This is a genomic window from Pseudomonas sp. A25(2017), from assembly GCF_002001065.1.
In the GTDB taxonomy this organism is placed as follows: Bacteria; Pseudomonadota; Gammaproteobacteria; order Pseudomonadales; family Pseudomonadaceae; genus Aquipseudomonas; species Aquipseudomonas kilonensis.
In genome coordinates, this window is record NZ_MUOA01000038.1 from 1 (window position 1) to 26,660 (window position 26,660).

23 protein-coding genes are annotated in these 26,660 nt (G+C 62.0%); 8 read left to right on the forward strand and 15 right to left on the reverse strand.

Going from position 1 to position 26,660, the window contains the following annotated elements:
- Both B0E42_RS03175 and B0E42_RS03180 read right to left on the reverse strand, forming a co-directional pair.
- A partial coding sequence (locus B0E42_RS03175; RefSeq protein ID WP_077505628.1) for a TetR family transcriptional regulator occupies window positions 1-524 on the reverse strand: 524 nt, incomplete at its 3' end.
- A gap of 153 nt (window positions 525-677) precedes the next feature.
- The gene (locus B0E42_RS03180) at window positions 678-1,247 is read right to left on the reverse strand and encodes a hypothetical protein (RefSeq protein ID WP_077505630.1); all 570 of its coding nucleotides are present in this window, start codon (window positions 1,245-1,247) and stop codon (window positions 678-680) included.
- 378 nt (window positions 1,248-1,625) lie between these two features.
- On the opposite strand from B0E42_RS03180, the gene B0E42_RS03185 reads away from it, so the two are divergent.
- Window positions 1,626-3,725, forward strand: a complete 2,100-nt coding sequence (locus B0E42_RS03185) for an AsmA family protein (protein ID WP_077505632.1) — start codon at window positions 1,626-1,628, stop codon at window positions 3,723-3,725.
- 106 nt (window positions 3,726-3,831) lie between these two features.
- On the opposite strand, the gene B0E42_RS03190 is transcribed toward B0E42_RS03185, so the two are convergent.
- Together B0E42_RS03190 and B0E42_RS03195 are read right to left on the reverse strand one after the other, a co-directional pair.
- The gene (locus tag B0E42_RS03190; RefSeq protein ID WP_053177909.1) at window positions 3,832-4,362 is read right to left on the reverse strand and encodes a bacterioferritin; all 531 of its coding nucleotides are present in this window, start codon (window positions 4,360-4,362) and stop codon (window positions 3,832-3,834) included.
- Window positions 4,363-4,590: 228 nt separating this feature from the next.
- Complete coding sequence (locus B0E42_RS03195) at window positions 4,591-5,511, reverse strand: LysR substrate-binding domain-containing protein (protein WP_077505634.1); 921 nt, start codon at window positions 5,509-5,511, stop codon at window positions 4,591-4,593.
- 136 nt (window positions 5,512-5,647) lie between these two features.
- Here B0E42_RS03195 and B0E42_RS03200 point away from each other — a divergent pair, with 136 nt between their 5' ends.
- The 4 genes from B0E42_RS03200 (at window position 5,648) to B0E42_RS03215 (ending at window position 9,013) form a co-directional block, all read left to right on the forward strand.
- Window positions 5,648-6,286, forward strand: coding sequence for an FMN-dependent NADH-azoreductase (locus B0E42_RS03200; protein ID WP_053177911.1), 639 nt, complete (start codon window positions 5,648-5,650; stop codon window positions 6,284-6,286).
- Between the two features lie 118 nt (window positions 6,287-6,404).
- Window positions 6,405-7,295 (forward strand): triacylglycerol lipase, encoded by an 891-nt coding sequence (locus B0E42_RS03205; RefSeq protein ID WP_018611868.1) that lies wholly within the window; start codon window positions 6,405-6,407, stop codon window positions 7,293-7,295.
- 210 nt (window positions 7,296-7,505) lie between these two features.
- A complete protein-coding gene (locus B0E42_RS03210; protein ID WP_018611870.1) occupies window positions 7,506-7,778 on the forward strand; it encodes a PsiF family protein in 273 nt (90 codons plus the stop codon).
- Window positions 7,779-7,999: 221 nt separating this feature from the next.
- Window positions 8,000-9,013, forward strand: a complete 1,014-nt coding sequence (locus B0E42_RS03215) for an AI-2E family transporter (RefSeq protein WP_014336346.1) — start codon at window positions 8,000-8,002, stop codon at window positions 9,011-9,013.
- Between the two features lie 131 nt (window positions 9,014-9,144).
- On the opposite strand, the gene B0E42_RS03220 is transcribed toward B0E42_RS03215, so the two are convergent.
- The gene (locus B0E42_RS03220; protein WP_077505636.1) at window positions 9,145-10,419 is read right to left on the reverse strand and encodes an Hsp70 family protein; all 1,275 of its coding nucleotides are present in this window, start codon (window positions 10,417-10,419) and stop codon (window positions 9,145-9,147) included.
- Window positions 10,420-10,714: 295 nt separating this feature from the next.
- Here B0E42_RS03220 and B0E42_RS03225 point away from each other — a divergent pair, with 295 nt between their 5' ends.
- The 3 genes from B0E42_RS03225 (at window position 10,715) to B0E42_RS03235 (ending at window position 17,266) form a co-directional block, all read left to right on the forward strand.
- A complete protein-coding gene (locus B0E42_RS03225) occupies window positions 10,715-11,653 on the forward strand; it encodes a DnaJ C-terminal domain-containing protein (RefSeq protein WP_018611874.1) in 939 nt (312 codons plus the stop codon).
- A 159-nt stretch (window positions 11,654-11,812) separates the two neighbouring features.
- The gene (locus tag B0E42_RS03230) at window positions 11,813-12,112 is read left to right on the forward strand and encodes a chaperone modulator CbpM (RefSeq protein WP_018611876.1); all 300 of its coding nucleotides are present in this window, start codon (window positions 11,813-11,815) and stop codon (window positions 12,110-12,112) included.
- 111 nt (window positions 12,113-12,223) lie between these two features.
- Window positions 12,224-17,266 (forward strand): NEL-type E3 ubiquitin ligase domain-containing protein, encoded by a 5,043-nt coding sequence (locus B0E42_RS03235; RefSeq protein ID WP_077505638.1) that lies wholly within the window; start codon window positions 12,224-12,226, stop codon window positions 17,264-17,266.
- A 199-nt stretch (window positions 17,267-17,465) separates the two neighbouring features.
- On the opposite strand, the gene ureC is transcribed toward B0E42_RS03235, so the two are convergent.
- From ureC to urtB, 10 genes are all read right to left on the reverse strand, one after another.
- Window positions 17,466-19,166 carry an urease subunit alpha gene (ureC, locus tag B0E42_RS03240; protein WP_018611880.1) on the reverse strand — a complete coding sequence of 567 codons (1,701 nt, stop codon included), beginning with the start codon at window positions 19,164-19,166 and terminating at the stop codon, window positions 17,466-17,468.
- A 134-nt stretch (window positions 19,167-19,300) separates the two neighbouring features.
- Entirely contained in the window at window positions 19,301-19,609 is a 309-nt protein-coding gene (locus B0E42_RS03250; protein ID WP_003186307.1) for an urease subunit beta, read from the reverse strand.
- Window positions 19,606-20,139, reverse strand: a complete 534-nt coding sequence (locus B0E42_RS03255) for an N-acetyltransferase (RefSeq protein ID WP_018611882.1) — start codon at window positions 20,137-20,139, stop codon at window positions 19,606-19,608. The genes B0E42_RS03250 and B0E42_RS03255 overlap by 4 nt, the downstream gene beginning before the upstream one ends.
- Window positions 20,140-20,144: 5 nt before the next feature.
- Complete coding sequence (locus B0E42_RS03260; RefSeq protein WP_024617357.1) at window positions 20,145-20,678, reverse strand: GNAT family N-acetyltransferase; 534 nt, start codon at window positions 20,676-20,678, stop codon at window positions 20,145-20,147.
- Between the two features lie 9 nt (window positions 20,679-20,687).
- On the reverse strand, window positions 20,688-20,990 hold the full coding sequence (gene ureA / locus B0E42_RS03265; protein WP_003197350.1) for an urease subunit gamma: 303 nt from the start codon (window positions 20,988-20,990) through the stop codon (window positions 20,688-20,690).
- 335 nt (window positions 20,991-21,325) lie between these two features.
- Window positions 21,326-22,168, reverse strand: coding sequence for an urease accessory protein UreD (locus B0E42_RS03270; RefSeq protein WP_077505642.1), 843 nt, complete (start codon window positions 22,166-22,168; stop codon window positions 21,326-21,328).
- Window positions 22,169-22,198: 30 nt separating this feature from the next.
- Complete coding sequence (urtE, locus tag B0E42_RS03275) at window positions 22,199-22,897, reverse strand: urea ABC transporter ATP-binding subunit UrtE (protein ID WP_018611889.1); 699 nt, start codon at window positions 22,895-22,897, stop codon at window positions 22,199-22,201.
- A gap of 250 nt (window positions 22,898-23,147) precedes the next feature.
- Complete coding sequence (gene urtD / locus B0E42_RS03280) at window positions 23,148-24,017, reverse strand: urea ABC transporter ATP-binding protein UrtD (protein ID WP_018611891.1); 870 nt, start codon at window positions 24,015-24,017, stop codon at window positions 23,148-23,150.
- A complete protein-coding gene (urtC, locus tag B0E42_RS03285; RefSeq protein ID WP_024617353.1) occupies window positions 24,014-25,093 on the reverse strand; it encodes an urea ABC transporter permease subunit UrtC in 1,080 nt (359 codons plus the stop codon). The genes urtD and urtC overlap by 4 nt, the downstream gene beginning before the upstream one ends.
- Window positions 25,093-26,589, reverse strand: a complete 1,497-nt coding sequence (urtB, locus tag B0E42_RS03290; RefSeq protein ID WP_077505644.1) for an urea ABC transporter permease subunit UrtB — start codon at window positions 26,587-26,589, stop codon at window positions 25,093-25,095. Before urtB ends, urtC begins: the two co-directional genes overlap by 1 nt.
- Between the last annotated feature and the right edge of the window lie 71 nt (window positions 26,590-26,660).

Here is a 26,660-nt window from a genome sequence, read left to right on the forward strand (position 1 = left end):
GGTGGGTCGATGATGTCCGGCAGGGTGGCGAATACGCTCTTGACGATGAGGTCGGCCATCACGCCCAGGGCGGCCAGGTCCAGGTGCTGCAACTTGGGCATCAAGGCCAGGTCGGCGGCCAGGTCCGAGCTGATGTCTTCGCGCAGTTGGGCGATGGCCTGGCGCACCGGCAGGGAGCCGCCGTATTGCTCGCGGGCCAGGAACAGGAACTGCGATCGGTTGGCCTGCACCACATCGAGAAAGATCCGCACCGAGGCATCGATAATGCCGCCCATGACGAATTCGTTGTGGCGTACCAGGCGGATGGTTTCGCGGAAGGTCTGGCCGACTTCGCTGACCAGTGCCAGGCCCAGTTGGTCCATGTCGTCAAAGTGCCGGTAGAACCCGGTGGGCACGATGCCGGCTGTCCGGGTGACTTCCCGCAGGCTCAGGCTACCGAATCCCCGGCCACACTCCATCAAATGACGGGCTGCATCCATCAGGGCAATTCGGGTCTGTTGTTTCTGTTCGGCGCGGGGCAGCATCGCAGGGCTGGCTTCTGATTCACGGGAGCGACGCACTCTAGCAAATCGGCTTTGCCGACGTCGAACGGTAGAGAGGGGGGCGGGAAAACGAAGGGCTTGAAAAGTCAAAAGCCCGATTGCAGGAATCGGGCTTTTTTTTGGGCCATCATGGGCTCAGCTCACTGTGCCATTGCGTTCGATCGTGCGATCACCACCGCCTTCGGCCACGGTTTCGCCCAGTTTGGTGCGGGAAGACCCGTCTTCAGCAAGGGTCTGGCCAGGTGTGCGGTCAGAACCGTCGGCGGCGAGGGTCTGGCCAGGTGTGCGGTCAGAACCGTCGGCGGCGAGGGTTTGGCCAGGTGTGCGGTCAGAACCGTCGGCGGCGAGGGTTTGGCCAGGTGTGCGGTCAGAACCGTCTGCGGCAAGGGTCTGGCCAGGTGTGCGGTCAGCACCGTCGGCGGCGAGGGTTTGGCCAGGTGTGCGGTCAGAACCGTCGGCGGCGAGGGTCTGGCCAGGTGTGCGGTCAGCACCGTCGGCGGCGAGGGTCTGGCCAGGTGTACGGTCAGAACCGTCTTCAACCAGGCCTTTTTCTTCCAGGCGATCACGTCCGCCTTCGGCAACAGTCTGGCTGTAGACAGAGTGGCTGTCCTTGACCTGTGGTGTGGCTTGTTCGGAGGCTGGCAGTGCGAAGGCAGTCGAGGCCAGCAGTGAAAGGGACAGGCTCATCAGTAATTGGCGTTTCATGATCGTTGCTCCTTGGGGGGGCGATAAAGTGGGTACGAGGGCAATGCTACTCTCGATAAGTCGATATAAAAGTTCATAAACGCAATGGTAATAATCAACGGAATTGATTGTTCAGCGCGAAGGCTCTAGAACGGGCGTTTCCGAGGTGCCGTTTTGCACCAGGGTGGGTATTTTGTACCCACTACTGCCTCGTGAATGTGCGGATGCGGTAACAGTTTGTTGGCTGATCGGTCAGGATCCTGGCATTTTTTTTGTGCCGTTCATCGGCACCTGTAAGCTGTTTCACCAGTCCAACCCTTTATGACGAACCGGCTGCAGGTTCGTGTTTCCAGCGGCGTCGCGGTTGCGGACGCTGACTTGTCATCAGGAGCCTTGTGCATGACGCGCACCTCGAAAATCCTCGCCTGGAGCTTTGCCAGCCTTGTTGTCCTGCTGGCCGTGCTGGTCCTGGTCATCGCGTTCTTCGACTGGAACCGCATCAAGCCCACGCTCAATGCCAAGGTTTCCGAGGAGTTGCATCGCCCCTTCGCCATCAACGGCAATCTGGCGGTAGCCTGGCAGCGTGAGCCAGAGGAAGGGGGCTGGCGTGCCTGGCTGCCCTGGCCCCATGTGGTGGCCGAGGATTTGAGCCTGGGCAACCCTGACTGGTCGAAAACCCCGCAAATGGTCACGCTCAAGCGTGTCGAGTTGCGCGTGTCCCCCTTGGCCTTGCTGGCGCGGCGGGTGGCGATCCCGCGCATCGACCTGACGGAGCCCAATGCCAACCTGCAGCGTCTGGCTGACGGACGCGCCAACTGGACCTTCCAATTCGATCCGAAAGACCCGGACGCCGAGCCGTCCAGCTGGGTGGTGGACATCGGCGCCATCGGCTTCGACAAAGGCCACGTCACCCTTGATGACCAGACGCTCAAGACCCGGCTCGACCTGTTGATCGACCCATTAGGCAAACCCATCCCGTTCAGCGATATCGTCGGTGACAAGGCTGCCAAAAAAACCCAGGACCAAGGCGCCACACCGCAGGACTACGCGTTCGCCTTCAAGGTCAACGGGCAGTATCACGGGCAAGCCCTGGCCGGCTCCGGCAAGGTCGGTGGTTTGCTGGCATTGCAGGATGCGTCACGACCCTTTCCGCTCCAGGCCCAGGCGACGATCGCCGCCACCCGCGTCGAGTTGGCCGGAACCCTCACCGATCCGATGAACCTCGGGGCCCTGGATTTGCGCCTGAAACTGGCCGGCAACAGCCTCGCCCATCTCTACCCACTGACCGGCGTGACCCTGCCGGATTCGCCGCCGTATGCCACCGATGGCCGCTTGATTGCCAAGCTGCATGAGCCGGGAGGGGCGCTGTTTCGCTATGAGGCGTTCAACGGCAAGATCGGCGACAGCGATATCCATGGCGACTTGGCCTATGTCGCCAGCCAGCCCCGGCCGAAACTCAGTGGCGCGCTGGTCTCCAATCAACTGCTGTTCAGTGACCTGGCGCCGCTGATCGGCGCTGACTCCAATGCCGAGCAAAAGGCCCGCGGCGGCGCCAGCAAGCAGCCGACTGGCAAGGTCTTGCCCGTGGAAGAGTTTCGCACCGAGCGTTGGAGTGTGATGGACGCCGATGTCGAGTTCACCGGCAAACGCATCGTCCATAGTGAGCAGTTGCCGTTCACCGACCTTTACACCCATCTGGTGCTCAACGATGGGCAGTTGAGCCTCGAGCCCCTGCGCTTCGGCGTGGCCGGTGGCCGCCTTGATGCACTGATCCGCCTCAACGGGCGCACCCGGCCCCTTGAAGGCCAGGCGAAGCTGACGGCGCGCGGTTTCAAGCTCAAGCAACTGTTCCCCGGTTTTGAACCGATGAAAACCAGCTTCGGCGAATTGAACGGCGATGCCGATATCACCGGGCGCGGCAATTCGGTGGCGGCGTTGCTGGGCACTTCCAATGGCACGCTGAAAATGCTCATCAACGATGGTGCCATCAGTCGTGAGCTGATGGAGCTGGCGGGGCTGAACGTCGGCAACTACGTGGTGGGGAAAATCTTTGGCGACAAGGAAGTGAAGATCAACTGCGCGGCGGCGGACTTCGACATCAAGACGGGCCTGGCCACCACGCGCCTGTTCGTGTTCGACACCGAGAACGCGATCATCTACATCGACGGCACGGCGAATATGGCGAACGAACAACTGGACCTGACCATCACCCCCGAGTCCAAGGGCTGGCGCCTGATTTCCCTGCGCTCGCCGTTGTACGTGCGGGGCTCGTTCGCCAAGCCCGCCGCTGGGGTCAAGGCGGTGCCGCTGATGCTGCGCGGTGCCGGGATGGTGGCATTGGGTGTGATCGCGGCACCGGCCGCCGGCCTGCTCGCGCTGGTAGCGCCCAGTGGCGGTGAGCCGAACCAGTGCGCGCCGCTGCTGGAGCAGATGAAGGCGGGCAAGGCGCCGGTGACGGTCAAGCCGACCCGGCAGCCGACGGATTGCTGTGATGCTTAGGGCCCTTTCGCGAGCAAGCCCGCTCCCACAGTTGACCGAGTTCTTTCAGAAAGAATGCGGTTCAAGTGTGGGAGCGGGCTTGCTCGCGAAGGGGCCCTAAGGTGTATCAGAGGTCGGCGAGGATATCGGCCATGTCATCGGCATGCTCTTCTTCCTGGGCCAGGATGTTTTCGAAGATGCGCCGGGTGGTCGGGTCTTTTTCGCCAATGTACTGGATGATTTCCCGATAGCTGTCGATGGCGATGCGTTCGGCCACCAGGTCCTCGTACACCATTTCCTTGAGGGTGTTGCCCGCCACGTACTGGGCGTGGGAGCTGCGAGTCAACAGGTCGGGGTTGAACTCCGGCTCGCCGCCCAACTGCACGATGCGCTCGGCAAGTTTGTCGGCGTGTTCGGCTTCCTGGTTCGCGTGTTCGAGGAATTCATTGGCCGCCACGCTGGCCTTGAGGCCGGTGGCCATGAAGTAGTGGCGCTTGTAGCGCAGCACGCAGACCAGTTCGGTGGCCAGTGCTTCGTTGAGCAGGCGGACAACTTCCTGCCGATCGGCGCCGTAGCCTTCGGTCACTGCCCCGTTCTGCACGTTCTGCCGTGCACGTTCGCGCAGGGTGGTTACATCGGATAAGTGCATGTCGCTCATCTCGTTCTCCTGGAGGCTGATCCGGTGGGAGCGTCACGCTCTGATGGCGCGATCACTTCTTAAGGTGGGAGTGATGAGCGAGGCAAAAAGTTTTATGAAATGACCCCGTGTAGGAGCTGCCGAGTGCAACGAGGCTGCGATCTTGCCCCAGACCATTGAGTCATGAGCGAACGCCGAAAGAGCAAAATCAAAAGATCGTTCGAACGCGGCCCGAGCCTTCGGCAGCTCCTACGCCTGCGACATAGCAAACACCGGGGGAAACCCCGACAGCCGCGCTTCCTCCCCCAGCCACTGGAAGAACGCCCGCACCGGCGGATGGCGTTCGCGGCCCGGGACGCACAGGGCGCTGTAGCCGGCGCCATTGACCTGGATGTCTGGGCGATAGCCCACCAGCAAACCACTGGCGATGCTTTCGGAAGCCAGGATATTGCTCGCCAGCACCAGGCCCTGCCCGGCAATCGCCGCTTGCAGGGCGTAATGCTCCTCGTCGTACTCGCGCATGCATGGCTGCCGGGTAAGCCAGGTTTCCCCGGCCTGGGCGCACCAGGCATCCCAACCGTGGGCGTACAGCTTGGAGTTGTGCCAATGCACGCTGATCAGCGTCGGCACCTGCCGTGCTGCCAGCGCCACCTGTTCAGGCGAGCCATAGACCCCGAAGCTTTCATCGAACAGGCACATACCGTAGAGGTTCGGATAGGCGTCCAGGCTGTAGCGCACCACCAGGTCGACGCTGGCGTCCTGGTGCAGGTCGATCACCTCGCAGTGGGTGTCCAGGCGCACGTTGATGTTCGGGTGACGCGCATAAAAACGCCCCAGGCGAGGCACCAGCCACAGGGCGGCAAACGCTGCGGTGGTGGACAGTGTCAGGTGGCTGGTGCTGCGTTGCGGGCGCAGGGTGTCGACGCTTTGTGCCACTTCCAGCAACGCCCCATGCAGGCTGTGGAACAAGCGTTGCCCGCCGTCGGTGAGGCGTACCTGGCGTGGCAGGCGTTCGAACAGCACCAGCCCCAGCCAGGTCTCCAGGGATCGAATCTGATGGGAGACCGCCGTAGGCGTCACCGACAGCTCCGCCGCAGCCGCCTTGAAGCTGAGCAACCGCGCGGCAGCCTCGAAGGCGCGCAGGGCGTTGAGCGGCAGGTTGGCGAACATCTGAACTCTCCTGAAAATACTATGGATGAAATTAATTCATCTTGATGAATTAGCGCTCATTTGTCTGTCAGCAGCGCTGGGCTTCAAGCTGAAGGGCACAAGCAGTGTCGATTGTAGCCGGATAAAGGATATTCAGATGAGCAAGATTCTTGTAGTACATGGCAGTCCCCGTGGCGAGCGCTCTCATTCCCGGCGCTTGGCCGAGGCCTTTGTTTCAGCGTGGCAGGCCGCCCATCCACAATCCCAATTGACCCGTCGCGAAGTTGGACGGACGGTGATTGCGCCGGTCAACGAAGCGTTCATCGCCGCGGCGTTCTACCCTGAGCCCCAGGCTCGACCGTTGATCATGCAAGCGGACCTGGCCCTGAGCGATGCCTTGGTCGAGGAGTTGCAAGCCCATGACCGACTGGTGATCTCCGCGCCCATGCACAACTTCAGCGTGCCCAGCGGCGTGAAGGCCTGGATCGACCAGATCGTGCGCATCGGGCTGACGTTCAACCACAGCCTGGATAACGGCGTGTCGCACTACGAGCCGCTGTTGCAGGGCAAGAAAGCCCTGATCGTGACCAGTCGCGGCGATTTCGGTTTCGGGCCTGGCGGCCCGTTGGAAAGCATGAATCACGCCGACACACTGTTGCGCACCGTCCTGGGGTTTATCGGCATCACCGATGTGACGGTGGTGGCGGCCGAAGGCGAAGAATCGGCCGAGCGCAGCTTTGCGTTGTCCTGCGCCGAGGCCGAGGAGCGTTTGCTGGCCTTGGCGCGGTCCTTCTGAGAGGGGCTGCTGCGTAGCCTAACGGCAGCAAGCGCCCTCGCCACGGATTCATCTGGGTGTCATAGACTGGTCATCATCGGTACCGATGCTGACCCCTCTTGATCACAAGGATGTCGCCATGTCGCAGCGCTGCGCCACTCGTTACCCGCTGGTACTGGTTCCGGGCATGCTCGGGTTCATACGCCTGGTGCTGTATCCGTACTGGTATGGGATCGTCTCGGCGTTGCGTCGCGGCGGGGCCGTGGTCGTGGCGGTGAAGGTTTCGCCGCTGCATTCTTCCGAGGTGCGCGGCGAGCAATTGCTGGCACGGATCGAGGAGATCCTGCGGCAAACCGGTGCGCAGAAGGTCAATTTGATCGGCCACAGCCAAGGCAGCCTCACCGCCCGCTATGCAGCCGCCAAGCGCCCGGACCTGGTGGCGTCGGTCACATCGGTGGCCGGCACCAACCACGGTTCCGAACTGGCCGATTACCTGCAACTCCACTACCCCGCCGACAGTGCCAAGGGGCGTGTGCTCAGTGCCGTGCTGCGGCTGATCAGCGCCCTGATGAGCCTGCTGGACACCGGCTATCGCGGGCCGAAGCTGCCGGTAGATGTCCACGCTTCCCACGCCTCCCTGACCACCGCCGGGGTGGGGGTGTTCAACCAACGTTATCCACAGGGCCTGCCGGTTACCTGGGGCGGGAATGGGCCGGAAGAGGTCAATGGCGTGCGCTATTACTCGTGGTCCGGCACCTTGCAGCCGGGCAAGACCGACAAGGGGCGCAACCTGTTCGACGGCACCAACCGCAGTTGCCGTTTATTTGCTCGCACCTTTGTAAGGGAGGCGGGGCAATGCGACGGCATGGTCGGACGCTACAGCTCGCACCTGGGCACGGTCATCGGCGATGACTATCCGTTGGACCACTTCGACATCGTCAACCAGTCGCTGGGGCTGGTGGGCAAGGGGGCTGATCCGATCCGGTTGTTTGTCGAGCATGCCGAGCGGTTGAAGGCGGCCGGGTTGTAGCCCGTAGGACCGCGTTATCGTTCATCGCGAGCAGGCTCGCTCCCACATTCGACCGAGTTTCTTCAGGAAGAATGCGGTCCCCTGTGGGAGCGAGCCTGCTCGCGAATGCGGTAGTTCAGGCACTGAGAATCTCTTGGGTGAAGGTGTAACAGGCTTTGTCTACACTGCACCTCATCGCCACCCTCTCGTGTGGCAGCCAGGAGAAACACCATGAAGATGCTGCGTGTGCCTTTGTTGATGATCGGTTTATTGCTGTGTTCCCAGAGCTTCGCCGAGACGGCGCAGCAGACCAAGATGACCACCTGCAACGCCGACGCCACCGCCAAGGCCCTCAAGGGCGACGAGCGCAAAGCCTTCATGAGCACTTGCCTCAAGGCTACCCCGCAGGATCGCATGAAAACCTGCAACGCCACCGCCACTACCCAGGCGTTGAAGGGCGATGCCCGCAAGGCGTTCATGAGTGAGTGCCTGAAGAAAAAATAAGCGTTGAACCCGTGGGCCCTATCGCGAGCAAGCTCGCTCCCACTAGTGGGTCTGTATTGCCCGGTCCAGGGTGGGAGCTAGCTTGCTCGCGATGGGGCCGGCACAGCCACCGCAAAAAAAAACCTGAACTGCGACGAAGGTCGGCCGATACAATCCCTAGTGCTGCCAGTGGAAGGCTGGCAGACTGCCGATCCTTTCACGCCGTTTTGTCCTGAGGCTGTATGCCAACGTTTTCTCAGCGTCATGTGTTGTTGGTGATCAGTTGGGTGATCATTTTTGGTGGGCTGTTGCTGGTGCTGCCGTTGCGTCTGTTGCCGAGTTTGCTGGCCGGGCTGCTGGTGTTCGAACTGGTCAACATGCTCACCCCGCAGTTGCAGCGATTGATCGAAGGCCGCCGCGCTCGCTGGCTGGCGGTGGCGTTGCTGGGCACGCTGGTGGTCAGTGTGCTGACGTTGATCTTCGCCGGTGCCTTCAGTTTCCTGCTGCATGAAGCGGAAAACCCAGGCGCGTCCCTGGACAAGTTCATGGCGGTGGTCGACCGTGCCCGTGGGCAATTGCCGCCGTTCATCGACGCTTACCTGCCGGCCAGCGCCGCCGAGTTCCGGGTGGCGATCGGTGACTGGGTGAGCAAGCACCTTAGTGATCTGCAACTGGTGGGCAAGGACGCGGCTCACATGTTCGTGACGTTGCTGATCGGCATGGTGCTGGGGGCCATCGTTGCCCTGCAGCGCATCCCCGACCTGACCAAGCGCAAACCCCTGGCCGCGGCGCTGTTCGATCGGCTGAACCTGCTGGTCAAGGCGTTTCGCAACATCGTCTTCGCCCAGATCAAGATTTCCCTGCTCAACACCTTCTTCACCGGGATTTTCCTCGCGGTGGTGCTGCCGTTGTTCGGCATCCAGCTACCGTTGACCAAGACCCTGATCGTGATGACGTTCCTGCTGGGGCTGCTGCCGGTCATTGGCAACCTGATGTCCAACACCCTGATCACCATCGTCGCCTTGTCGTTGTCGATCTGGGTGGCGGTCGCGGCGCTGGGTTACCTGATCGTGATCCACAAGCTCGAATACTTCCTCAACGCACGTATCGTCGGCGGGCAGATCAGCGCCAAGTCCTGGGAGTTGCTCATGGCGATGCTGGTATTCGAAGCCGCATTCGGCCTGCCGGGGGTGGTGGCGGGGCCGATTTATTATGCGTACCTCAAGAGTGAGTTGAAGCAGGTGGGGATGGTCTGATCCGGTAGGCGTCGCCTGTTCTGGCGCCATCGCGAGCAGGCTCGCTCCCACAGTTGACCGAGTTCCTTCAGAGGGAATGCGATTCAATGTGGGAGCGAGCCTGCTCGCGATGGACGCGCCGCAGAACTGGATCAGGCCTGAGTGCCGTACCGCTTCATCGCCTCGATCGCCAACCCGCTGCCGATACTGCCGAAGATATTGCCTTCCACATGCCGCGCCTGGGGCAGCATCGCCGAGACGCTGTTGCGCAGCGCCGGGGTGCCGCTGGAACCGCCGGTGAAGAACACCGTGTCGACCTGATCGACCCGCACGTTGGCATCGTTGAGCAACTGCGTGACGCTGCCGCGTACCCGCTCCAGCAAGCCGTCGATGGCCGACTCGAACAAGGCCCGGCTCAGGTCCACGCTCAGGCCTGGCTCGATCCGGTCCAGCGGCACGTGGCGCTGGTCGGCGTGGGTCAGCTCGATCTTGGTTTCTTCCACTTCCATCGCCAGCCAGTGCCCGGCGCGCTGTTCGATCAGCTTGAACAGCCGGTCGATGCCGCCGGTGTCTTCGATGTCGTAGCGCATGCTGCCCAGGGCCAGGGTGGATTTTTGCGAGTACACCGCGTTGATGGTGTGCCAGGTCGCCAGGTTCATGTGGTGACTGGTGGGCATGTAGGCGCCGCTTTTCATGCGGCTGCCGTAGCCGAACAGCGGCATCAGGCCGGCCAGCGAGAGTTGCTTGTCGAAATCGGTCCCGCCGATGTGCACGCCACCGGTGGCGAGGATGTCGGCGTGGCGGTTGTCATGGGTGCGGCGCTCGGGGGACAGGCGCACCAGGGAGAAGTCCGAAGTACCGCCGCCGATGTCGACGATCAGTACCAGCTCTTCTTTCTCGATGGTCGATTCATAGTCGAATGCCGCCGCGATGGGCTCGTACTGGAAGGAAACCTCCTTGAAACCGATGGCGCGGGCGACGTCCACCAAGGTGTTTTCCGCTTCCTGGTCGGCCATTTCATCGTCGTCGACGAAAAACACCGGGCGCCCCAGCACCACTTCTTCGAACTCCCGACCGGCGGCGTCTTCGGCGCGTTTCTTCAATTGGCCGATGAACAGCCCCAGCAGATCCTTGAACGGCATCGCGGTGCCCAACACGCTGGTGTCGTGCTTGATCAGCTTGGAGCCCAACAGGCTCTTGAGCGAGCGCATCAGCCGGCCTTCATAGCCTTCCAGGTATTCGTGCAGGGCCAGGCGGCCATACACCGGACGGCGCTCCTCGAGATTGAAAAAGACCACCGAGGGCAGGGTGATCTTGTCATCCTCCAGCGCGATCAACGTTTCCATGCCGGGGCGCAGCCAGCCGACAGTGGAGTTGGACGTGCCAAAGTCGATGCCGCAGGCACGGGCCGGGGATGCGTTTTTCATGTCTTTCGGGTTCCAGTTGAAAAAACGGCCGCGCAGTGTATGTCAGTGCGAGGCGGATTCGAAGGCCGGTTATCCGCTAATTCGCAATCGTCGGCCTTGAAAGCGGCCCTTATACCCCCAAACTTGCTGGCATGGGCCTGGTAGCACACGGCGGTACAAGAACCGCCACCGGCTGCCGATAAACTTCTGAAGCGCCGCCCGGTCACAAACCTTGAGATTGGTCAAACTCCGGGGCTTGTACCACGAGCATGCTGTGCATGGCGGTGCTATATCGATAACGGATGGTGATCCTTCAATGGACTTCAAAGACTATTACAAGATCCTGGGTGTCGAGCCGACGGCCGACGACGCCACGATCAAGGCCGCCTATCGCAAACTGGCGCGCAAGTACCACCCGGATGTGAGCAAGGAAAAGGACGCCGAAACCAAGTTCAAGGACGTCTCCGAAGCCTATGAAGCGCTGAAAAGCGCCGACAAACGCGCCGAATACGACGACCTGCGCCGCTACGGCCAGCACGGCCAGCCGTTCCAGGGCCCGCCGGGTTGGCAGAGCCGTGGTGGTTTTGGCGGCCAGGACACCGGCGACTTCTCGGACTTCTTCAGTTCGATTTTTGGTAATCGCGGGCCGGGTTTCGGTGGCGGACAGTCAGGTCGCAGCGCCGGCCGTCGAGGGCAAGACGTGGAAATGGAATTACCGATCTTCCTGGAAGAGACCCTGTCGAGCGAGTCGAAAAAGGTCAGCTTCCAGGTGCCGCAGTACAACGCGGCCGGCCAGCATGTGAGCAACACCAGCAAAAGCCTGAACGTGAAGATCCCACTGGGCGTGACCGACGGCGAACGCATCCGCCTCAAGGGCCAGGGTGCGCCAGGTATCGGTGGCGGCGCCAATGGCGATTTGTACCTGACCATTCGCTTCGCGCCGCACCCCAAGTTCGACGTCGAAGGCCAGGACCTGATCATCACCTTGCCCCTGGCACCGTGGGAATTGGCGCTGGGCACAGAAGTGGCGGTGCCGACCCTCACCGGCAAGATCAACCTCAAGGTCCCGGCCGGGAGCCAGAACGGCCAGCGCATGCGCGCCAAGGGCCACGGCCTGCGCAACAAGGCCGGCGAGCGCGGCTACCTGTTCGTGCAACTCAAGGCCGTGATGCCCAAGACCAGCGACGAGGCGGTCAAGGCGTTGTGGGCGGAACTGGCGAAGAAAGCCGCGTTCGATCCGCGGGAGAATTTCTGAACACATCAGATGTGGGAGCAAGGCTTGCCCGCGATGAATGCAACTCGATCTCCAGGAATTGAGGCACCTCTGTCGCGAGCAAGCTTTGCTCCCACAGATCCCGTTCACAAGGGTAGGCGGGGCTAGACTCGACAGTTACAGCATTGGGAGAAGCAGACCATGAGCAACCCGATCATTGAACTGAACCTGCTGGAATTCTGTGAAGCCGCCGCATTGGCCGATGTCCATGTGATCGAAATCGTCGAGCATGGCATCCTTGAACCCCACGGCGCGGCCCCGACGGATTGGCGTTTTACCGATTACGAACTGGCCCTGGCCAAGCGTGCCGCGAAGCTGCGACACGACCTGGACCTGGAATGGGAAGGCGTCGCCCTGGCGCTGGACCTGCTGGAAGAAGTCCAGCAACTGCGGGCCGAGAACCGTCGGCTGCGTCAGCAACTGGGGCGTTGGGTGGAATGAAAGCGGCGGGCCTGGACGACATTCGGGTCGAGAAAAGCGATAAATAGTTACCGCACTCACCGCTCAAAGGCTGGTTAGGCTCGGGTTTTCCACCCTCAAGGATGACCCGATATGCCAGAACCGATTCTTGGCCCTGTGCGCCCCGAAAGCCGCGGCCTGCACTTGGACCTGCTCAAGGCCCGTATTCCCGGCTGGTACAGCGGCGCTATCGTGCAGCGTCAGCAGGCGCTGAGCGACCATGAGCTGGAACTTCCAGACTGGTACGTGAAGACTTCCCACGAAACCAGAACCAGCCTCAAGCACAGTCACTCCCGCTACCGCGAAACCCTGAACCAGATCGACAATGTGCTGGGCAACATCCAGGACCTCCGCGCCTTTGCCGAGCCGCTGCTTACCCAGGCGATCCAGACTGAATTCAAGCAAACACTGAACGTCAACCAGGTGTATTTCGTCCGCAAGTACGGACTCAAAATGCGCGATGATTTTTTTGGCGCGCTCGTCCTCGATAACGAGGGCAGTCATTTCGATCGCTACGAATACCGCGGAACTTCGCTGTTGGAGGCCGCGCTGGCCAATTTCGATCCCGACGAAGAGAACAAACCCGGCTGCACCGACTGCAGCCTCATTACCACGGTGCGTCCGTTTTATGGTGGCGAGGTTATGCCTTCTATCAACGCCTTTCGCGCCGGGGAGTTGCCGATCGCGCCCGAGGCCTTTGCCCGGCTGTGCCGCAAACTGGACCTGGGACGCCGGTATCAAGAACACATCAACGCCATCGTACGGCCGATCAACCACGAGGTACGCAGCCAGTTGGATCGCCAACTGCGCGACCATCACAAAGAGGGATTGGCGTTGTGTGTCGAGGTGGCCAGGGCCAAGGGCGACATCAGCGTGGCCGTCTACCGAATGTTGCAGCAAGTGGTCAGCGACCAACGCGCGATCTTGCTTGATGGCCGGGCGGTGACGTTCACCTCATTGAGCATTTTCGGTATCGAGCTGGTTGGTCCGGTGCTGATCGGCCCCGACCGTGAAAGCAGTCGCCGGGTGGAGCGGGTCGTGGCCTATATGCCGGGCGATCCCGAACAGCCTCTCAAGGAATATGCGTCCAGCGCTGAATTCATGGTCGATCTTCGACGGCGCCTGCACGGTATCGCTTACCGGCGATTCTTCAGTCGTTTTGTGCCGTTGCGTCAGCAAGGCGCTTTTTTCGAGCAGTTCAACCACCTCTATCAATCTTCCGCAGAGGCAGATGATCAGGTCGATTTCCCTCTCAAATCGTCGTTGCGGAATCTGCCCATGGCAACGGCAGCCTTTCCCGAACCTTTATGGGAATCGCTGCGTCTCAGGCAGATCCAGAAGATCCAGGTCGATGCCCGGGCGGTGGCGGTGCCCACCGGTGATGAGGACAAGAAAGCGCGTCTGGCGCGGCTGGACAGTTACCTGGATGCCGTGATCGATGTCTTCAACCTGGCAGCGTTCGTGGTGCCAGGGCTTGGACCGCTGATGCTGACGGTAGGCGCCGTGCAGATGTTCAACGAAGCGTTCGAGGGCATCGAAGCGTTCGAACGTGGGGAGACCAGGGAAATGTGGGCGCACTTCTCAAGCGTGGCCCTCAACACGGCATTCGTCGCCACCGGCGCGGCGGTGTTGCCGCACATTCAATGGTCGAGCACGGTGGATCAGTTGGAGCCGGTGCAACTGGCCAACGGTGAATCACGCCTCTGGCGCCCCGACCTGACGCCTTATCAGAGTGTGCGGGAACCCCCCGCGACCTCGGTTCCGGACGCTCAAGGGCTGTACCGGGTCGATGGCCGGGACGTTGTGCCGCTGGACGGCCAGCATTACGAGGTGCAACAGGATCCGACGACCCAGCGCTATCGCATTCGTCACCCTTCCCGGGGGCCGGACGCTTATCAGCCCGGGCTGACGGACAACGGCAGCGGTGCCTGGAGCCATGAACTGGAACAGCCGCGAAGCTGGGAGGGGGCGAGGTTGATGCGCCGACTCGGCCATTGCGTCAAGGACTTCAGTGACGCTGATCTGGAGCAGATCCGTACGGCCAGTGGTACGAGCGAGGAGGTGCTGCGGCGGCTGCATGTCGAGGGCGAGCCGATGCCTGCTTTGCTGGCCGACACGATCAAGCGCTTCGACCTGTGCCGACAAGTCGACCGTTTCATTGAGCAACTGCAAAGCGAAGACCCGCTGCGGTATGAAGCAGCCGATCCGATGACCCAGCTGCATCTACTCGCTGGCTACGGTCCTTGGCCAAAGGGGCTGAGATTGATGGTGGTCGACGGTTCGGGCAAGACGCTTTGGGAATATGCGCGTCCATCGGAAGGGGGCGCCCCGGTTCGAGATGTCATCATCCCCGAGGGGAAAGTCCGCACGCCTTCGGTGCTGAAGAATCTGATCCAGGCGGTGGATGCTGCGGGGGGCGACCTGTTGGTCGGTACGACCCCGGCGATTGCGAAAACGAATATGGACGCTCGGGTCCGGCAGTTGCGCAAAAATCTCGCCGCCGTGGTGGCGCGTGAAAAGGTGCAACTGTTCAACGATCATTACGCCAAAGGTGACGTGTCGAGCGACCCGCGTGCAACGCTGATCAAATCCCGTTTCCCCTCGGTTCCGGCGGCGGCAATCGACCAGATAGTAGCGTTTGCCAGCCCGACCGAGCATCAGCAGATGGCCGCTTGGGACTTCACGGATGCCACCCAGACCAAACCCATCCCACTGCGCATCGCCGAGGAGCTGCGTGACTACCAGCGAGCGCTGCGTTTGAACCGGGCATACGAAGGTTTACACCGTGAAACGCTGGCCACGGCTGACACGCCTCGGTTGGCGTTGGCGACCTTGAAAACCTTGCCCGGTTGGAGTGATACGGTGCGCATCGAGCTGCGCGAAGATGACGTTTCAGGCGTTGTGATCGGGAGTATCGGGCCACAAGACCCGACGCAGACCAAGATCGTGGTCAAGGACGATGAGCGTTACAAGGCCTTTGACGACAAAGGCAATGACCTGAGCCACTGGGGGAGTCTCTACGATGCCTTGCAGCATGCCCTCCCGGATGCCGAGCGTCAGGCCATGGGCCGGCCTTCGATTCATCAGGGCAATCTCTTGCAAGCGGCTATTGGTGCAACGCCATTAGGCCGAGTCGCGCTGGCGCAGGTCTTGAAAATGCAACCGCTCAAACCCTCCTTCAAGTCGCCGATGCGCCTGGCTTCGGGCAAAGTTGGCTATCCCATGAGTGGGGTACGGGAGCGGCTGGGCCTGGGCCGATCGCGGGAACGTCGGGTGCTGGAGTTGTACCCGGACTATACGAGCGAGCAAGTCCAGAGCCTGCTGCGGTCCTTGGGTGATGAAGCCGTTCCGGAACTCAAGCGGCGTAAAATCGAGTTGGATACGCTGCGCCGGGAACTGGATCACTGGGCCAGCCTCCCCCTGATACTGGATGTGGGTAATGATCGTATCCGGCGGGTGCCGCCAGCGATCAGGCAAGGGGTGGCTGAGCGCATCAAACGGTGCTGGAGGCGCCAGACTCCGGTCGTTACGGCGGTGGATGGCAGCAGGGTCGGGTATGAGCTTGATTTGAGTGGGCAGGACGTAGGGACGTTGCCGGGCCTGTCGGCCGACTTTAGCCATGTGGCCTCGCTAAAGCTTCGAGACATGAGGTTGTCGGAACCCTCCTGCGACAGATTCCTCACGGGCTTCTCCTCGCTTCGCTGGTTGGACATGTCCAGCAACAGATTGACCGGTATTCCTGCATCGCTGGGGTTGATGAATAGTTTGACCAGGCTGCAGTTGCGGTCGAATCAAATCAGGCTGACACCCCGCGGCATTCAGATCCTGGAGGGGCGTGCCAGTCTGAAAATGCTCAACCTGGATCATAATTCGCTGGGCCGGTTACCGGACTTCAGCCCTCTGACCGACCTGCGCGGATTGAGTCTGAGGGACACTGGAATTGACACCTGGCCTACCGGTTTGCGCGATCAGCCGCTGGAACAGATTGATTTACGCAACAACCAACTGACCGATGTGCCGGCTGATCTGACTTCCCCGCCAGCCGAGCGTGCTCATGCCACGGCACGTGTCAATGGCGTGACCCTGATCCAAGGCAATCCGTTGAGCGAGGCGACCCAGCAGCGCTTGCGTGATTACTGGACGAACCTCCTGCCCTTGCATCCCGAATGGGTGGCCTTGCGTTTGCCCGGCGCGTTTGAGCCTGCCCCGGCGCAAAGGCTGTCGAATGTGGATTTATGGTTGCGAGACCTGCCCACGGAGCAATTGCAGGACAAAAAGGCGTTGTGGCAAAGCCTGAAGGCTGAAGCCCAGTCCAGGGAGTTTTTTCAGCTGTTGAGCCGATTGGCCGGCTCCTACCAGGAAGTGGAAAATTATCCGGACCTCCAGGCGCGTGTCTGGCAGATGCTTGAAGCGATCAGGGATTCCACCGAGTTGCGGCGTGAACTGTTCGACCTGGCTGGCGCGCCGGCGTGTGAGGATCGCGCCGCGTTGTCCTTCAGCTACCTGGAAATCAAATTGATGATCCACAACGCCAAGGCCCTGACGGTGGGAGAACAGGAGGCTGTGGCGCTGATCCGGCTGGCCAAGGGGCTGTTTCGCCTCGATGAGGTGGAGCGCATTGCCCTGCAGGATATCCAGCAGCGGCGTGACACGATCAATGCCCGCCGGGATCTCACCACCGCGCAAAAGAACCTGCTCATCAGGCAGATCGAAGAAGTAGAGGTGCGCCTGGCCTACCGTGTCGGCCTCAAGGATCGACTGGAACTGCCCGGACAGCCCAAGGGTGGGCGATTTATCCAGGTGGCCGGCGTTACGGCAAAGATGCTCAATGCGGCGGCAGCCGAGATCATCGCGCTGGATGATTCACCGAAGCAATTGCAGTCGCTGGTTGGCCGGGACTTCTGGATCGATTACCTGAAGCAAAAACGCGCGAGCCTTTTCCAGGCGATGAATGATGCCCTCATCGCCAATCAGCTTGCGCTGGATGAGGCGAAAGCGGCCGGAACCCTGGAGGAGCCCGACTATGTCAGCCAATCCGAGACACTGGGCTTGCAACACAAGGTCAAGGAAGCGGAGCTGATCCAGTTATTGACCAAAGAGGAGCTGGAGGCCCTGGTGGAAAGCACGGACCTGTAAGACGACCCCGTTCCCGCCTGGATCAATGAACCCCGTGGCGAGGGGATTTATCCCCGCTGGGCTGCGAAGCAGCCCCAAAGCCGGCCACCGCGATGTATCAGGTTGATGTGATCAGTTTTTTAGGGCTGCTGTGCAGCCCAGCGGGGATAAATCCCCTCGCCACATGTAACTGTTGGCCGGATACCCAGTGTGATTCAACTCAAAACAGGAAATAACGCTGCGCCATCGGCAGCACTTCGGCCGGTTCGCACCACAGCAATACGCCGTCGGCCTTGACCTGGTAGGTCTGTGGGTCAACGTCGATGCTCGGCAGGTAGTCGTTGTGGATCAGGTCGGTCTTCTGCACATCGCGGCAGCCTTTGACCACGGCGATTTTCTTCTTCAGCCCAAGCTGTTCCGGCAACCCGGCCTCGGCGGCGGCCTGGCTGATGAAGGTCAGGCTGGTGGCATGCCGCGAGCCGCCAAAGCTTGCGAACATCGGTCGGTAGTGCACCGGTTGCGGCGTCGGGATCGAGGCGTTGGCGTCACCCATCAGGCTGGCGGCAATCGCCCCGCCCTTGAGGATCAACGTCGGCTTGACGCCGAAGAACGCCGGGCGCCACAGCACCAGGTCGGCCCACTTGCCCACTTCGATGGAACCCACTTCATGGCTGATGCCATGGGTGATCGCCGGGTTGATGGTGTACTTGGCGATGTAGCGCTTGATGCGGAAGTTGTCGTTGCCTTCGCCGTCGCCGGGCAGGGCGCCGCGTTGCTTCTTCATCTTGTCGGCGGTCTGCCAGGTGCGCGTGATGACTTCGCCGACGCGGCCCATGGCCTGGCTGTCGGAGCTGATCATCGAGAAGGCACCGAGGTCATGGAGAATGTCTTCGGCGGCGATGGTTTCGCGACGAATGCGGCTTTCGGCGAAGGCCACGTCTTCGGCAATGCTCGGGTCCAGGTGATGGCAGACCATCAGCATGTCCAGGTGTTCGTCGATGGTGTTGCGGGTGAACGGCCGGGTCGGGTTGGTGGAGCTGGGCAGCACGTTGGCGAAGCCGCAGGCCTTGATGATGTCCGGCGCATGACCGCCACCGGCACCTTCGGTGTGGTAGGTGTGGATGGTGCGGCCCTTGAAGGCGGCGAGGGTGGTTTCGACGAAGCCCGATTCGTTGAGGGTGTCGGTGTGGATCGCCACCTGCACGTCGTACTGGTCGGCCACGCTCAAGCAGTTGTCGATGGCGGCCGGGGTGGTGCCCCAGTCTTCGTGCAGCTTCAGGCCGATGGCCCCGGCCTTGACCTGCTCGATCAGCGGTTCCGGTAGGCTGGCGTTGCCCTTGCCGGTGAACCCGATGTTCATCGCGAAGGCATCGGCGGCCTGGAGCATGCGCGCCAGGTGCCATGGGCCGGAGGTACAGGTGGTGGCGTTGGTTCCGGTGGCGGGACCGGTGCCGCCGCCGATCATGGTGGTGACGCCGCTCATCAGCGCTTCTTCGATCTGCTGGGGGCAGATGAAATGGATGTGGGTGTCGATGCCGCCGGCGGTGAGGATCATGCCTTCGCCGGCGATCACTTCGGTGCTGGCGCCGATGGCGATGGTCACGTCGGGCTGGATGTCCGGGTTGCCGGCCTTGCCGATGGCCGCGATGCGTCCGTCCTTGAGGCCGACATCGGCCTTGACGATGCCCCAGTGATCGATGATCAGCGCGTTGGTGATCAAGGTGTCGACGACCTCGGCGGCCAGCAGCTGGCTCTGGCCCATGCCGTCGCGAATCACCTTGCCGCCGCCGAATTTCACTTCTTCGCCGTAGGTGGTGAAGTCCTTTTCCACTTCGATCCACAACTCGGTGTCGGCCAGGCGGACCTTGTCACCGACGGTGGGGCCGAACATGTCGGCGTAGGCTTGTCTCGAAATCTTCATGTGCTCGCCTTGAGGTTTCCTGATCGTTCCCACGCTCTGCGTGGGAATGCCGCCATGGACGCTCTGCGTCCGCTTGTGTGACGCGGAGCGTCACGGGATGCATTCCCACGCAGAGCGTGGGAACGAGCTGACGCTTAGTCCAGGTCGCCCATGACCCGCCCGGCAAACCCGAACACCCGGCGATGCCCGGCCAGGTCCACCAGTTCCACCTCGCGGCTCTGGCCCGGTTCGAAGCGCACTGCGGTGCCGGCCGGGATGTTCAAGCGCATGCCACGGCTGGCGGCGCGGTCGAAGGTCAGGGCGTCGTTGGTTTCGAAAAAGTGATAGTGCGAACCGACCTGGATCGGCCGGTCGCCGCTGTTGGCGACGTTCAGCGTGAGCGTGCGGCGACCGACGTTGAGTTCAATGTCGCCAGGCTGGACCTGGTATTGCCCTGGAATCATTGCGGTTGCCCCAAAGTCTTGTAGTAAATGGTGGTCGCGGTATATGTCCCGTCCGGGCTCTGGCAGTAGTCGGGCAGCTCGCCGACGCGGGTGTAGCCCATGGCCCGGTAGAATGCCTCGGCCTCGGAGCCGGCCTGGGTGTCCAGGTACAGCAGGCCGCGCTTGTGCTGGCGGGCGCCGAGTTCCAGGGCACTCATCAATTGCTGGCCCAGGCCACGACGGCGGGCCTCGCCGCGCACCAGCAGCTTCTGCACTTCGGCGCGGTTGAGGCCGTTGGGCTTCTGGCACAGGGCAAGCTGGACGCTGGCCTGCACCTGTTCATCCTTGACCACCACCCACAGCAGCAGGTGGCCCTGGTTGAGGCTGGCCTGGACCTCGTCGAAATAGGCGCGTGCCTGGTCGGCATCGAGATCGGCCAGGAACCCCACGCTGGCGCCGTATCCGACGGCGTCGAGCAACAGATCGATCAGGCCCTGGCGATAATGCGCAAAGCTTTCAGCGTGGACACGACGTAACTGGGCGGGGTTCATAGGCATCACTCTTTGTCGAAGACGGGCGGTTGCGCCCCGGGATTGAGGACCAACTGCATGAAAGTCAGATCCAGCCAGCGGCCGAACTTGGTACCCACCTGGGGCATCTGCCCGGTGGTGACGAAACCGGCGCGCTCGTGCAGGCGAATCGAGGCGGCATTGCCGCTCTCGATGGCGGCGACCATCACGTGTTTGCCGCAGGCCCTGGCGCGCTCGATCAATGCACTCATCAACAACGGGCCGAGGCCATTGCCGCGCTGGTCGCGGCAGACGTAGACCGAATGCTCCACGGTGTGCCGGAAACCGTCGAAAGGCCGCCAGTCGCCGAATGAAGCGTAGCCGAGCACGTTCTCCTCGGCGTCGACCATCACCAGCACCGGATAGCCTTGGGATTGTCGGGCGCTGAACCACGCCTGGCGATTGCCCAGGTCCACGGCCTGTTCGTTCCAGATCGCGGTGGTGTTCAGTACCGCGTCGTTGTAGATATCGCGGATCGCTGGCAGGTCTGCCAGTTGGGCGTCACGCACGAGATAAGTCATGGCGTGGCCTCAGGCGATGGGCTGGTGGACGGTGACCAGTTTGGTGCCGTCGGGAAACGTCGCCTCGACCTGGATCTCGGGGATCATTTCCGGAATGCCTTCCATCACCTGCTCGCGGCTCAGCAGCGTGGTGCCGTAGTGCATCAGCTCGGCCACGGTCTGGCCGTCACGGGCGCCTTCGAGCAGGGCCGCGGAAATATAGGCCATGGCCTCCGGGTAGTTGAGCTTCAGGCCACGGGCCAACCGTCGTTCGGCGACGAGGCCAGCGGTGAAGATCAGCAGCTTGTCTTTTTCGCGTGGGGTCAGGTCCATGTGCAATCCATAAGGGCAGATAAAAAATTCGGGCCGTAAACACAGATACCTGTGGGGACAGGCCTGTGGGAGCAAAACCTGTAAAAGCAAACCCTGTAAAAGCAAACCTGTGGGAGCCAAACCTGTAAAAGCAAAACCTGTAAAAGCAAAACCTGTAAAAGCAAAACCTGTGGGAGCAAAGCTTGCTCGCGATAGCAGCGCCTCGGTCAATCAGAAGGACCGCGTTATCGTTCATCGCGAGCAAGCTTTGCTCCCACAGAAATTCATTGCTTCCACTCCATTGCTCCCACAGAAATTCATTGTTTGCATGCCATTGCTCCGACAGGAAAGCAGATTCATGTACTCCAGATTCTCGGAGGCACGGCCTCTCTTCCAAGCAATGCAGGCCTGAGCAAGCGCCACAACTCAATCAACCACCCCCGCGCCAGCAACGCCTCGCTCGCCAGGCAGCGGGCCACGACCAGGCCGGGCAATTGGGTCAGGTCGCCGCGCACGGCATGGTCCAGGGATCGGCACTGCTCCAACAGCTCGCTGTCGATCTCGCCGGTCACCAGCAACGTGGCAAACACCGGATCACCGCCCAGCGCGATGGGTGAGTCGAGCAACCCATCACCGCCCACAATGCGCTGGCGTTCATGCCACAGCAACTGGCCGTCGCGGCGAATGTCCAACCGTGACTGGAAATGCCCCAGGTCGAACCGCTCGCCGCTGGCCGGTCGGCCGAGGGCAACCATGTCCCAGTAGAACAGGCGCCCGTCGCCCTGCAGGTCGATGCTCGTGCTGAGTTCGGCCTGGGCCGCGCTGAAGACGATGGTTTCCTGGGGCAGCCATTCCAGGGTCGCGCCGGCGGCCACGCTCAGGGTCAACTGCTGGTACGCAGGGGCGGCGGCGCGATACCACTTGGCCGCGCCGGGGCTGGTCAACTGCGCCCAGGCGCCCGGGCCGACGTGGGCCGAGATGTCCAGGCGGTCACCGCCGGCAATCCCGCCAGGCGGGTGGACGATGATGTGCTGGCACACCTCGGGGCCCTCGGCGTACAAGTGCTTCTGCACCCGCAACGGACCTTTGTGGCGGCGCTGAACCGGACGTGTGCAATCGCCGAATCGGGCGTAACCCAGTTCCAGCTCGGCATGCCAGCTGGGGGTGAACAGGGCTGATGGCGAAACAGGTAGATTCATGATTTTCTAATGATCGTCGGGACGCTAAGACTAGATCGTAACCAGCCCGCGCACACCCTCGGCTTCCATATTTTCTCCGCGCCCCTGCTGCACGATCTCGCCCCGGGACATCACCAGGTACTGATCGGCCAGCTCGGCGGCGAAGTCGTAGAACTGCTCCACCAGCAAAATCGCCATGTCGCCCCGGGCCGCCAGTTTCTTGATCACCACGCCGATCTCCTTGATCACCGAGGGCTGGATGCCTTCGGTGGGCTCGTCGAGAATCAGCAGGCGTGGACGGCTGGCCAGGGCCCGGCCAATGGCGAGCTGCTGTTGCTGGCCGCCGGACAGGTCACCGCCACGGCGCTGTTTCATTTGCAGCAGCACCGGGAACAATTCGTAGATGAATGCCGGTACCTCCTTGGCTTCGGAGCCGGGGAACCGCGACAGGCCCATCAGCAGGTTTTCTTCCACCGTCAGCCGCCCGAAAATCTCCCGGCCCTGGGGCACGTAGGCGATGCCGGCATGCACCCGTTGGTGTGGCTTGAACGTAGTGATGGCCTTGCCTTCCCAGTTCACCGCGCCTTCCTTGGCCGGCAACAGGCCCATCAGGCATTTGAGCAGGGTGGTCTTGCCCACGCCGTTGCGCCCCAGCAGGCAGGTCACCTCGCCGACCTTGGCGTCGAACGACAGGCCGCGCAGGATGTGGCTACCGCCGTAGTACTGGTGCAGTTTGTCGACTTGCAGCATGTCTTGAATTCCCCTCAAGTCCCCTGTGGGAGCAATAGTTTTCTGTAGAAGCAACCTTTCTGTAGAAGCAATACCTTTCTGTAGAAGCAATACCTTTCTGTGGGAGCAAAGCTTGCTCGCGATGAACGATAACGCGGTCCTTCCGATAGACCGAGGCGCTGCTATCGCGAGCAAGCTTTGCTCCCACAGGCTCACTCCCACAGGCTCACTCCCACACGCCCGCTCCCACAGGGGGGATGTGTTTGCAGGTCTAGCGACCGAGATACACCTCGATCACCCGCTCATTTTCCTGCACCTGTTCCAGCGACCCTTCGGCCAGCACGCTGCCTTGGTGCAGCACGGTGACGTGGTCGGCAATCGCGCCGACGAAGCCCATGTCGTGCTCCACCACCATCAGCGAATGCTTGCCCGCCAAGGACTTGAACAGCTCGGCGGTGAACTCGGTCTCGGCGTCGGTCATGCCCGCCACCGGTTCGTCGAGCAACAGCAATTGCGGGTCTTGCACCAGCAGCATGCCGATCTCCAGGAACTGCTTCTGCCCGTGGGACAGCAGCCCGGCGGCGCGGTTGACCGAGGTGGTGAGGCGGATGGTCTCGAGCACTTCGTTGATACGGTCGTGCTGCTCGCCAGTGAGTTTCGCCCGCAGGCTGGCCCACACCGATTTGTCGGTCTTGAGCGCCAGCTCCAGGTTCTCGAACACGCTCAACGCTTCGAACACCGTAGGCTTCTGGAACTTGCGACCGATGCCGGCCTGGGCGATCGCCACTTCGCTCATGCTGGTCAGGTCCAGGGTTTCACCAAACCAGGCCTTGCCATGGCTGGGACGGGTCTTGCCGGTGATCACGTCCATCAGCGTGGTCTTGCCGGCGCCGTTGGGGCCGATGATGCAGCGCAACTCGCCGACGCCGATGTACAGGTTCAAATCGTTCAAGGCCTTGAAACCGTCGAAACTGACGCTGATGTCTTCCAGGGTCAGGATGGTGCCGTGGCGGGTGTTCAGGCCAACGCCGGCCGCTTGGCCGAGGCCGATGGCGTCGCGGCTGCTGCCGGCGTCCTGGTTGGGTTCCGGCGGGAAAAAGGCGGGTTCGAGCATGAATTCGGCACTCGCTGTGATTCTCATTGTTCACCTCTTTTCTTCAGCAGACCGATCACGCCCTTGGGTAGATACAGGGTCACGACGATGAACAGCGCACCGAGGAAAAATAGCCAGTACTCAGGAAACGCCACGGTGAACCAGCTCTTCATGCCGTTGACCACACCGGCACCCAGCAGCGGTCCGATCAGCGTGCCGCGCCCGCCAAGGGCGACCCACACGGCGGCTTCGATGGAGTTGGTCGGCGACATTTCGCTGGGGTTGATGATGCCCACCTGCGGCACGTACAACGCCCCGGCCAAGCCGCACAACACCGCGCTCAACACCCAGACGAACAGCTTGAAACCACGGGGATCGTAACCGCAGAACATCAGGCGGTTTTCCGCGTCGCGCAGGGCGGTCAGCACCCGGCCGAACTTGCTGCGGGCCAGGCGCCAGCCGATGAACAGGCTCGCCACCAGCAACAACACCGTGGCAAAAAACAGCACCGCGCGGGTGCCCGGCTCGGTGATGCCAAAGCCCAGGATCGAGCGGAAATTGGTGAAGCCGTTGTTGCCGCCAAACCCGGTTTCGTTGCGGAAAAACAACAGCATCCCGGCGAAGGTCAGGGCCTGGGTCATGATCGAGAAATACACGCCCTTGATCCGCGAACGGAAGGCGAAGAAACCGAACACCAGCGCCAGCAAACCCGGCGCCAGCACCACCAGGCACATGGCCCAGAGGAAGCTGTCGGTGCCGGCCCAGTACCAGGGCAGCTCGGTCCATGACAAGAAGGTCATGAACGCCGGCAAGCCATCGCCGGCGGCCTGGCGCATCAGGTACATGCCCATGGCGTAGCCGCCCAGGGCGAAGAACAGGCCGTGGCCCAGGGAGAGCAAACCGGCGTAGCCCCAGACCAGGTCCAGGGCCAGGGCGACGATGGCGTAGCAGAGAATCTTGCCCACCAGGGTCAGGGTATACGCCGAGACGTGCAGCGGATTGTCCGCCGCCAGCAGCGACAGTAGCGGCAAGCTCAACAGCACGGCCAGGATCAGCAGGCCGACGGCGAGGGTAACTTTGGGACCGGCCTTTTGCGTGGCCGTGAGCATCAGGGGCTGGTTCATCAGTCGATTACCCGTCCTTTGAGCGCGAAGAGGCCTTGCGGACGCTTCTGAATGAACAGAATGATCAGCGCGAGGATCAGGATCTTGCCGAGCACGGCGCCGATCTGCGGTTCGAGGATCTTGTTGGCGATGCCCAGGCCGAACGCGGCGAACACGCTACCGGCCAACTGGCCGACGCCGCCGAGCACCACCACCAGGAACGAGTCGATGATGTAGCTCTGACCCAGGTCCGGGCCGACGTTGCCGATCTGGCTCAGGGCCACGCCACCGAGCCCGGCGATGCCCGAGCCGAGGCCGAAGGCGAGCATGTCCACGCGGCCGGTGGGCACGCCGCAGCAGGCGGCCATGTTGCGGTTCTGGGTCACCGCGCGGACGTTCAGGCCCAGGCGCGTCTTGTTCAGCAACAGCCAGGTCAGCACCACCACGAACAGCGCGAAGGCAATGATCACGATGCGGTTGTATGGCAGCACCAGGTTCGGTAATACCTGAATGCCGCCCGACAGCCAGGCCGGGTTGGCGACTTCGACATTCTGCGCGCCGAACACCAGGCGCACCAGTTGGATCAGCATCAGGCTGATGCCCCAGGTGGCGAGCAGGGTTTCCAGCGGACGCCCATAGAGGTGGCGAATCACCGTGCGCTCCAGGGCCATGCCGATGGCGGCGGTGATGAAAAATGCCACCGGCAGGGCGATCAGCGGGTAGAACTCGATGGCGTTCGGGGCGAAGCGCTGGAACAGCATCTGCACCACATAAGTGGAGTAGGCACCCAGCATCAGCATCTCGCCGTGGGCCATGTTGATCACCCCCAGCAGGCCGAAGGTGATCGCCAGGCCGAGGGCGGCGAGCAGCAGGATCGAACCCAGGGACATGCCGCTGAAGGCTTGGCCCAGCAACTCGCCCACCAGGAGTTTGCGTTTGACCTGGCTGAGGCTGGTTTCGGCGGCGGTGCGCACAGCGGCATCGGTTTCGACGCCGGGTTCGAGCAAACCTTCCAGGCGTGTGCGGGCCAATGGATCGCCGGTTTCCCCCAGCAGGCGGACGGCGGCCAGGCGTACGCTCGGGTTGGCGTCTACCAGTTGCAGGTTCGCCAGGGCCAGGCTCAGGGCGGCGTGTACATCTTCATCCTGCTCGCCGGCCAGTTGCCGATCAAGAAACGCCAGTTGGGCGGGGCGGGCGCTTTTTTGCAGTTGCTGCGCGGCAGCCAGGCGTACGTGGGCATCGACGGCGAGCAGTTGATGGCTGGCGAGGGCGGTTTCGATCAGCCCGCGCAAGCGGTTGTTCAGACGCAGGGTCTTGGGTTGGCCATCGACGGTCAACTGGCCTTGTTGCAGGGCGTTGATCAGTTCGACGCGCTCAGGCTCCGGCTGCGCGGCCCAGCTTTCCAGGAGTTTGGCCTGCTGGGGCGGGTTGGCGGCGACGAAGTCTTCGGCGTCGCCGGCGTGGGCGGCCATTGGTAGCAGCAAACATGCTAGGAGGAACAAACGATAAAGGGACATAGCTACGTCCTGTAAGGCGACGACGGACCCTGTGGGAGCAAAGCTTGCTCGCGATGGCGGTGTGTCTGGAT

What these genes read in the sequence shown, in the direction of transcription:
- B0E42_RS03215 (WP_014336346.1), top strand. Translation starts at nt 8,000, where the DNA reads ATGCCAACGTTTTCTCAGCGTCATGTGTTGTTGGTGATCAGTTGGGTG.
- B0E42_RS03270 (WP_077505642.1), bottom strand. Translation starts at nt 22,168, where the DNA reads ATGAATCTACCTGTTTCGCCATCAGCCCTGTTCACCCCCAGCTGGCAT.
- ureC (WP_018611880.1), bottom strand. Translation starts at nt 19,166, where the DNA reads ATGAAGATTTCGAGACAAGCCTACGCCGACATGTTCGGCCCCACCGTC.
- B0E42_RS03225 (WP_018611874.1), top strand. Translation starts at nt 10,715, where the DNA reads ATGGACTTCAAAGACTATTACAAGATCCTGGGTGTCGAGCCGACGGCC.
- B0E42_RS03230 (WP_018611876.1), top strand. Translation starts at nt 11,813, where the DNA reads ATGAGCAACCCGATCATTGAACTGAACCTGCTGGAATTCTGTGAAGCC.
- B0E42_RS03180 (WP_077505630.1), bottom strand. Translation starts at nt 1,247, where the DNA reads ATGAAACGCCAATTACTGATGAGCCTGTCCCTTTCACTGCTGGCCTCG.
- B0E42_RS03205 (WP_018611868.1), top strand. Translation starts at nt 6,405, where the DNA reads ATGTCGCAGCGCTGCGCCACTCGTTACCCGCTGGTACTGGTTCCGGGC.
- B0E42_RS03250 (WP_003186307.1), bottom strand. Translation starts at nt 19,609, where the DNA reads ATGATTCCAGGGCAATACCAGGTCCAGCCTGGCGACATTGAACTCAAC.
- B0E42_RS03190 (WP_053177909.1), bottom strand. Translation starts at nt 4,362, where the DNA reads ATGAGCGACATGCACTTATCCGATGTAACCACCCTGCGCGAACGTGCA.
- B0E42_RS03255 (WP_018611882.1), bottom strand. Translation starts at nt 20,139, where the DNA reads ATGAACCCCGCCCAGTTACGTCGTGTCCACGCTGAAAGCTTTGCGCAT.
- B0E42_RS03185 (WP_077505632.1), top strand. Translation starts at nt 1,626, where the DNA reads ATGACGCGCACCTCGAAAATCCTCGCCTGGAGCTTTGCCAGCCTTGTT.
- urtC (WP_024617353.1), bottom strand. Translation starts at nt 25,093, where the DNA reads ATGAACCAGCCCCTGATGCTCACGGCCACGCAAAAGGCCGGTCCCAAA.
- urtD (WP_018611891.1), bottom strand. Translation starts at nt 24,017, where the DNA reads ATGAGAATCACAGCGAGTGCCGAATTCATGCTCGAACCCGCCTTTTTC.
- B0E42_RS03235 (WP_077505638.1), top strand. Translation starts at nt 12,224, where the DNA reads ATGCCAGAACCGATTCTTGGCCCTGTGCGCCCCGAAAGCCGCGGCCTG.
- B0E42_RS03260 (WP_024617357.1), bottom strand. Translation starts at nt 20,678, where the DNA reads ATGACTTATCTCGTGCGTGACGCCCAACTGGCAGACCTGCCAGCGATC.
- B0E42_RS03195 (WP_077505634.1), bottom strand. Translation starts at nt 5,511, where the DNA reads ATGTTCGCCAACCTGCCGCTCAACGCCCTGCGCGCCTTCGAGGCTGCC.
- urtE (WP_018611889.1), bottom strand. Translation starts at nt 22,897, where the DNA reads ATGCTGCAAGTCGACAAACTGCACCAGTACTACGGCGGTAGCCACATC.
- B0E42_RS03200 (WP_053177911.1), top strand. Translation starts at nt 5,648, where the DNA reads ATGAGCAAGATTCTTGTAGTACATGGCAGTCCCCGTGGCGAGCGCTCT.
- B0E42_RS03210 (WP_018611870.1), top strand. Translation starts at nt 7,506, where the DNA reads ATGAAGATGCTGCGTGTGCCTTTGTTGATGATCGGTTTATTGCTGTGT.
- urtB (WP_077505644.1), bottom strand. Translation starts at nt 26,589, where the DNA reads ATGTCCCTTTATCGTTTGTTCCTCCTAGCATGTTTGCTGCTACCAATG.
- ureA (WP_003197350.1), bottom strand. Translation starts at nt 20,990, where the DNA reads ATGGACCTGACCCCACGCGAAAAAGACAAGCTGCTGATCTTCACCGCT.
- B0E42_RS03220 (WP_077505636.1), bottom strand. Translation starts at nt 10,419, where the DNA reads ATGAAAAACGCATCCCCGGCCCGTGCCTGCGGCATCGACTTTGGCACG.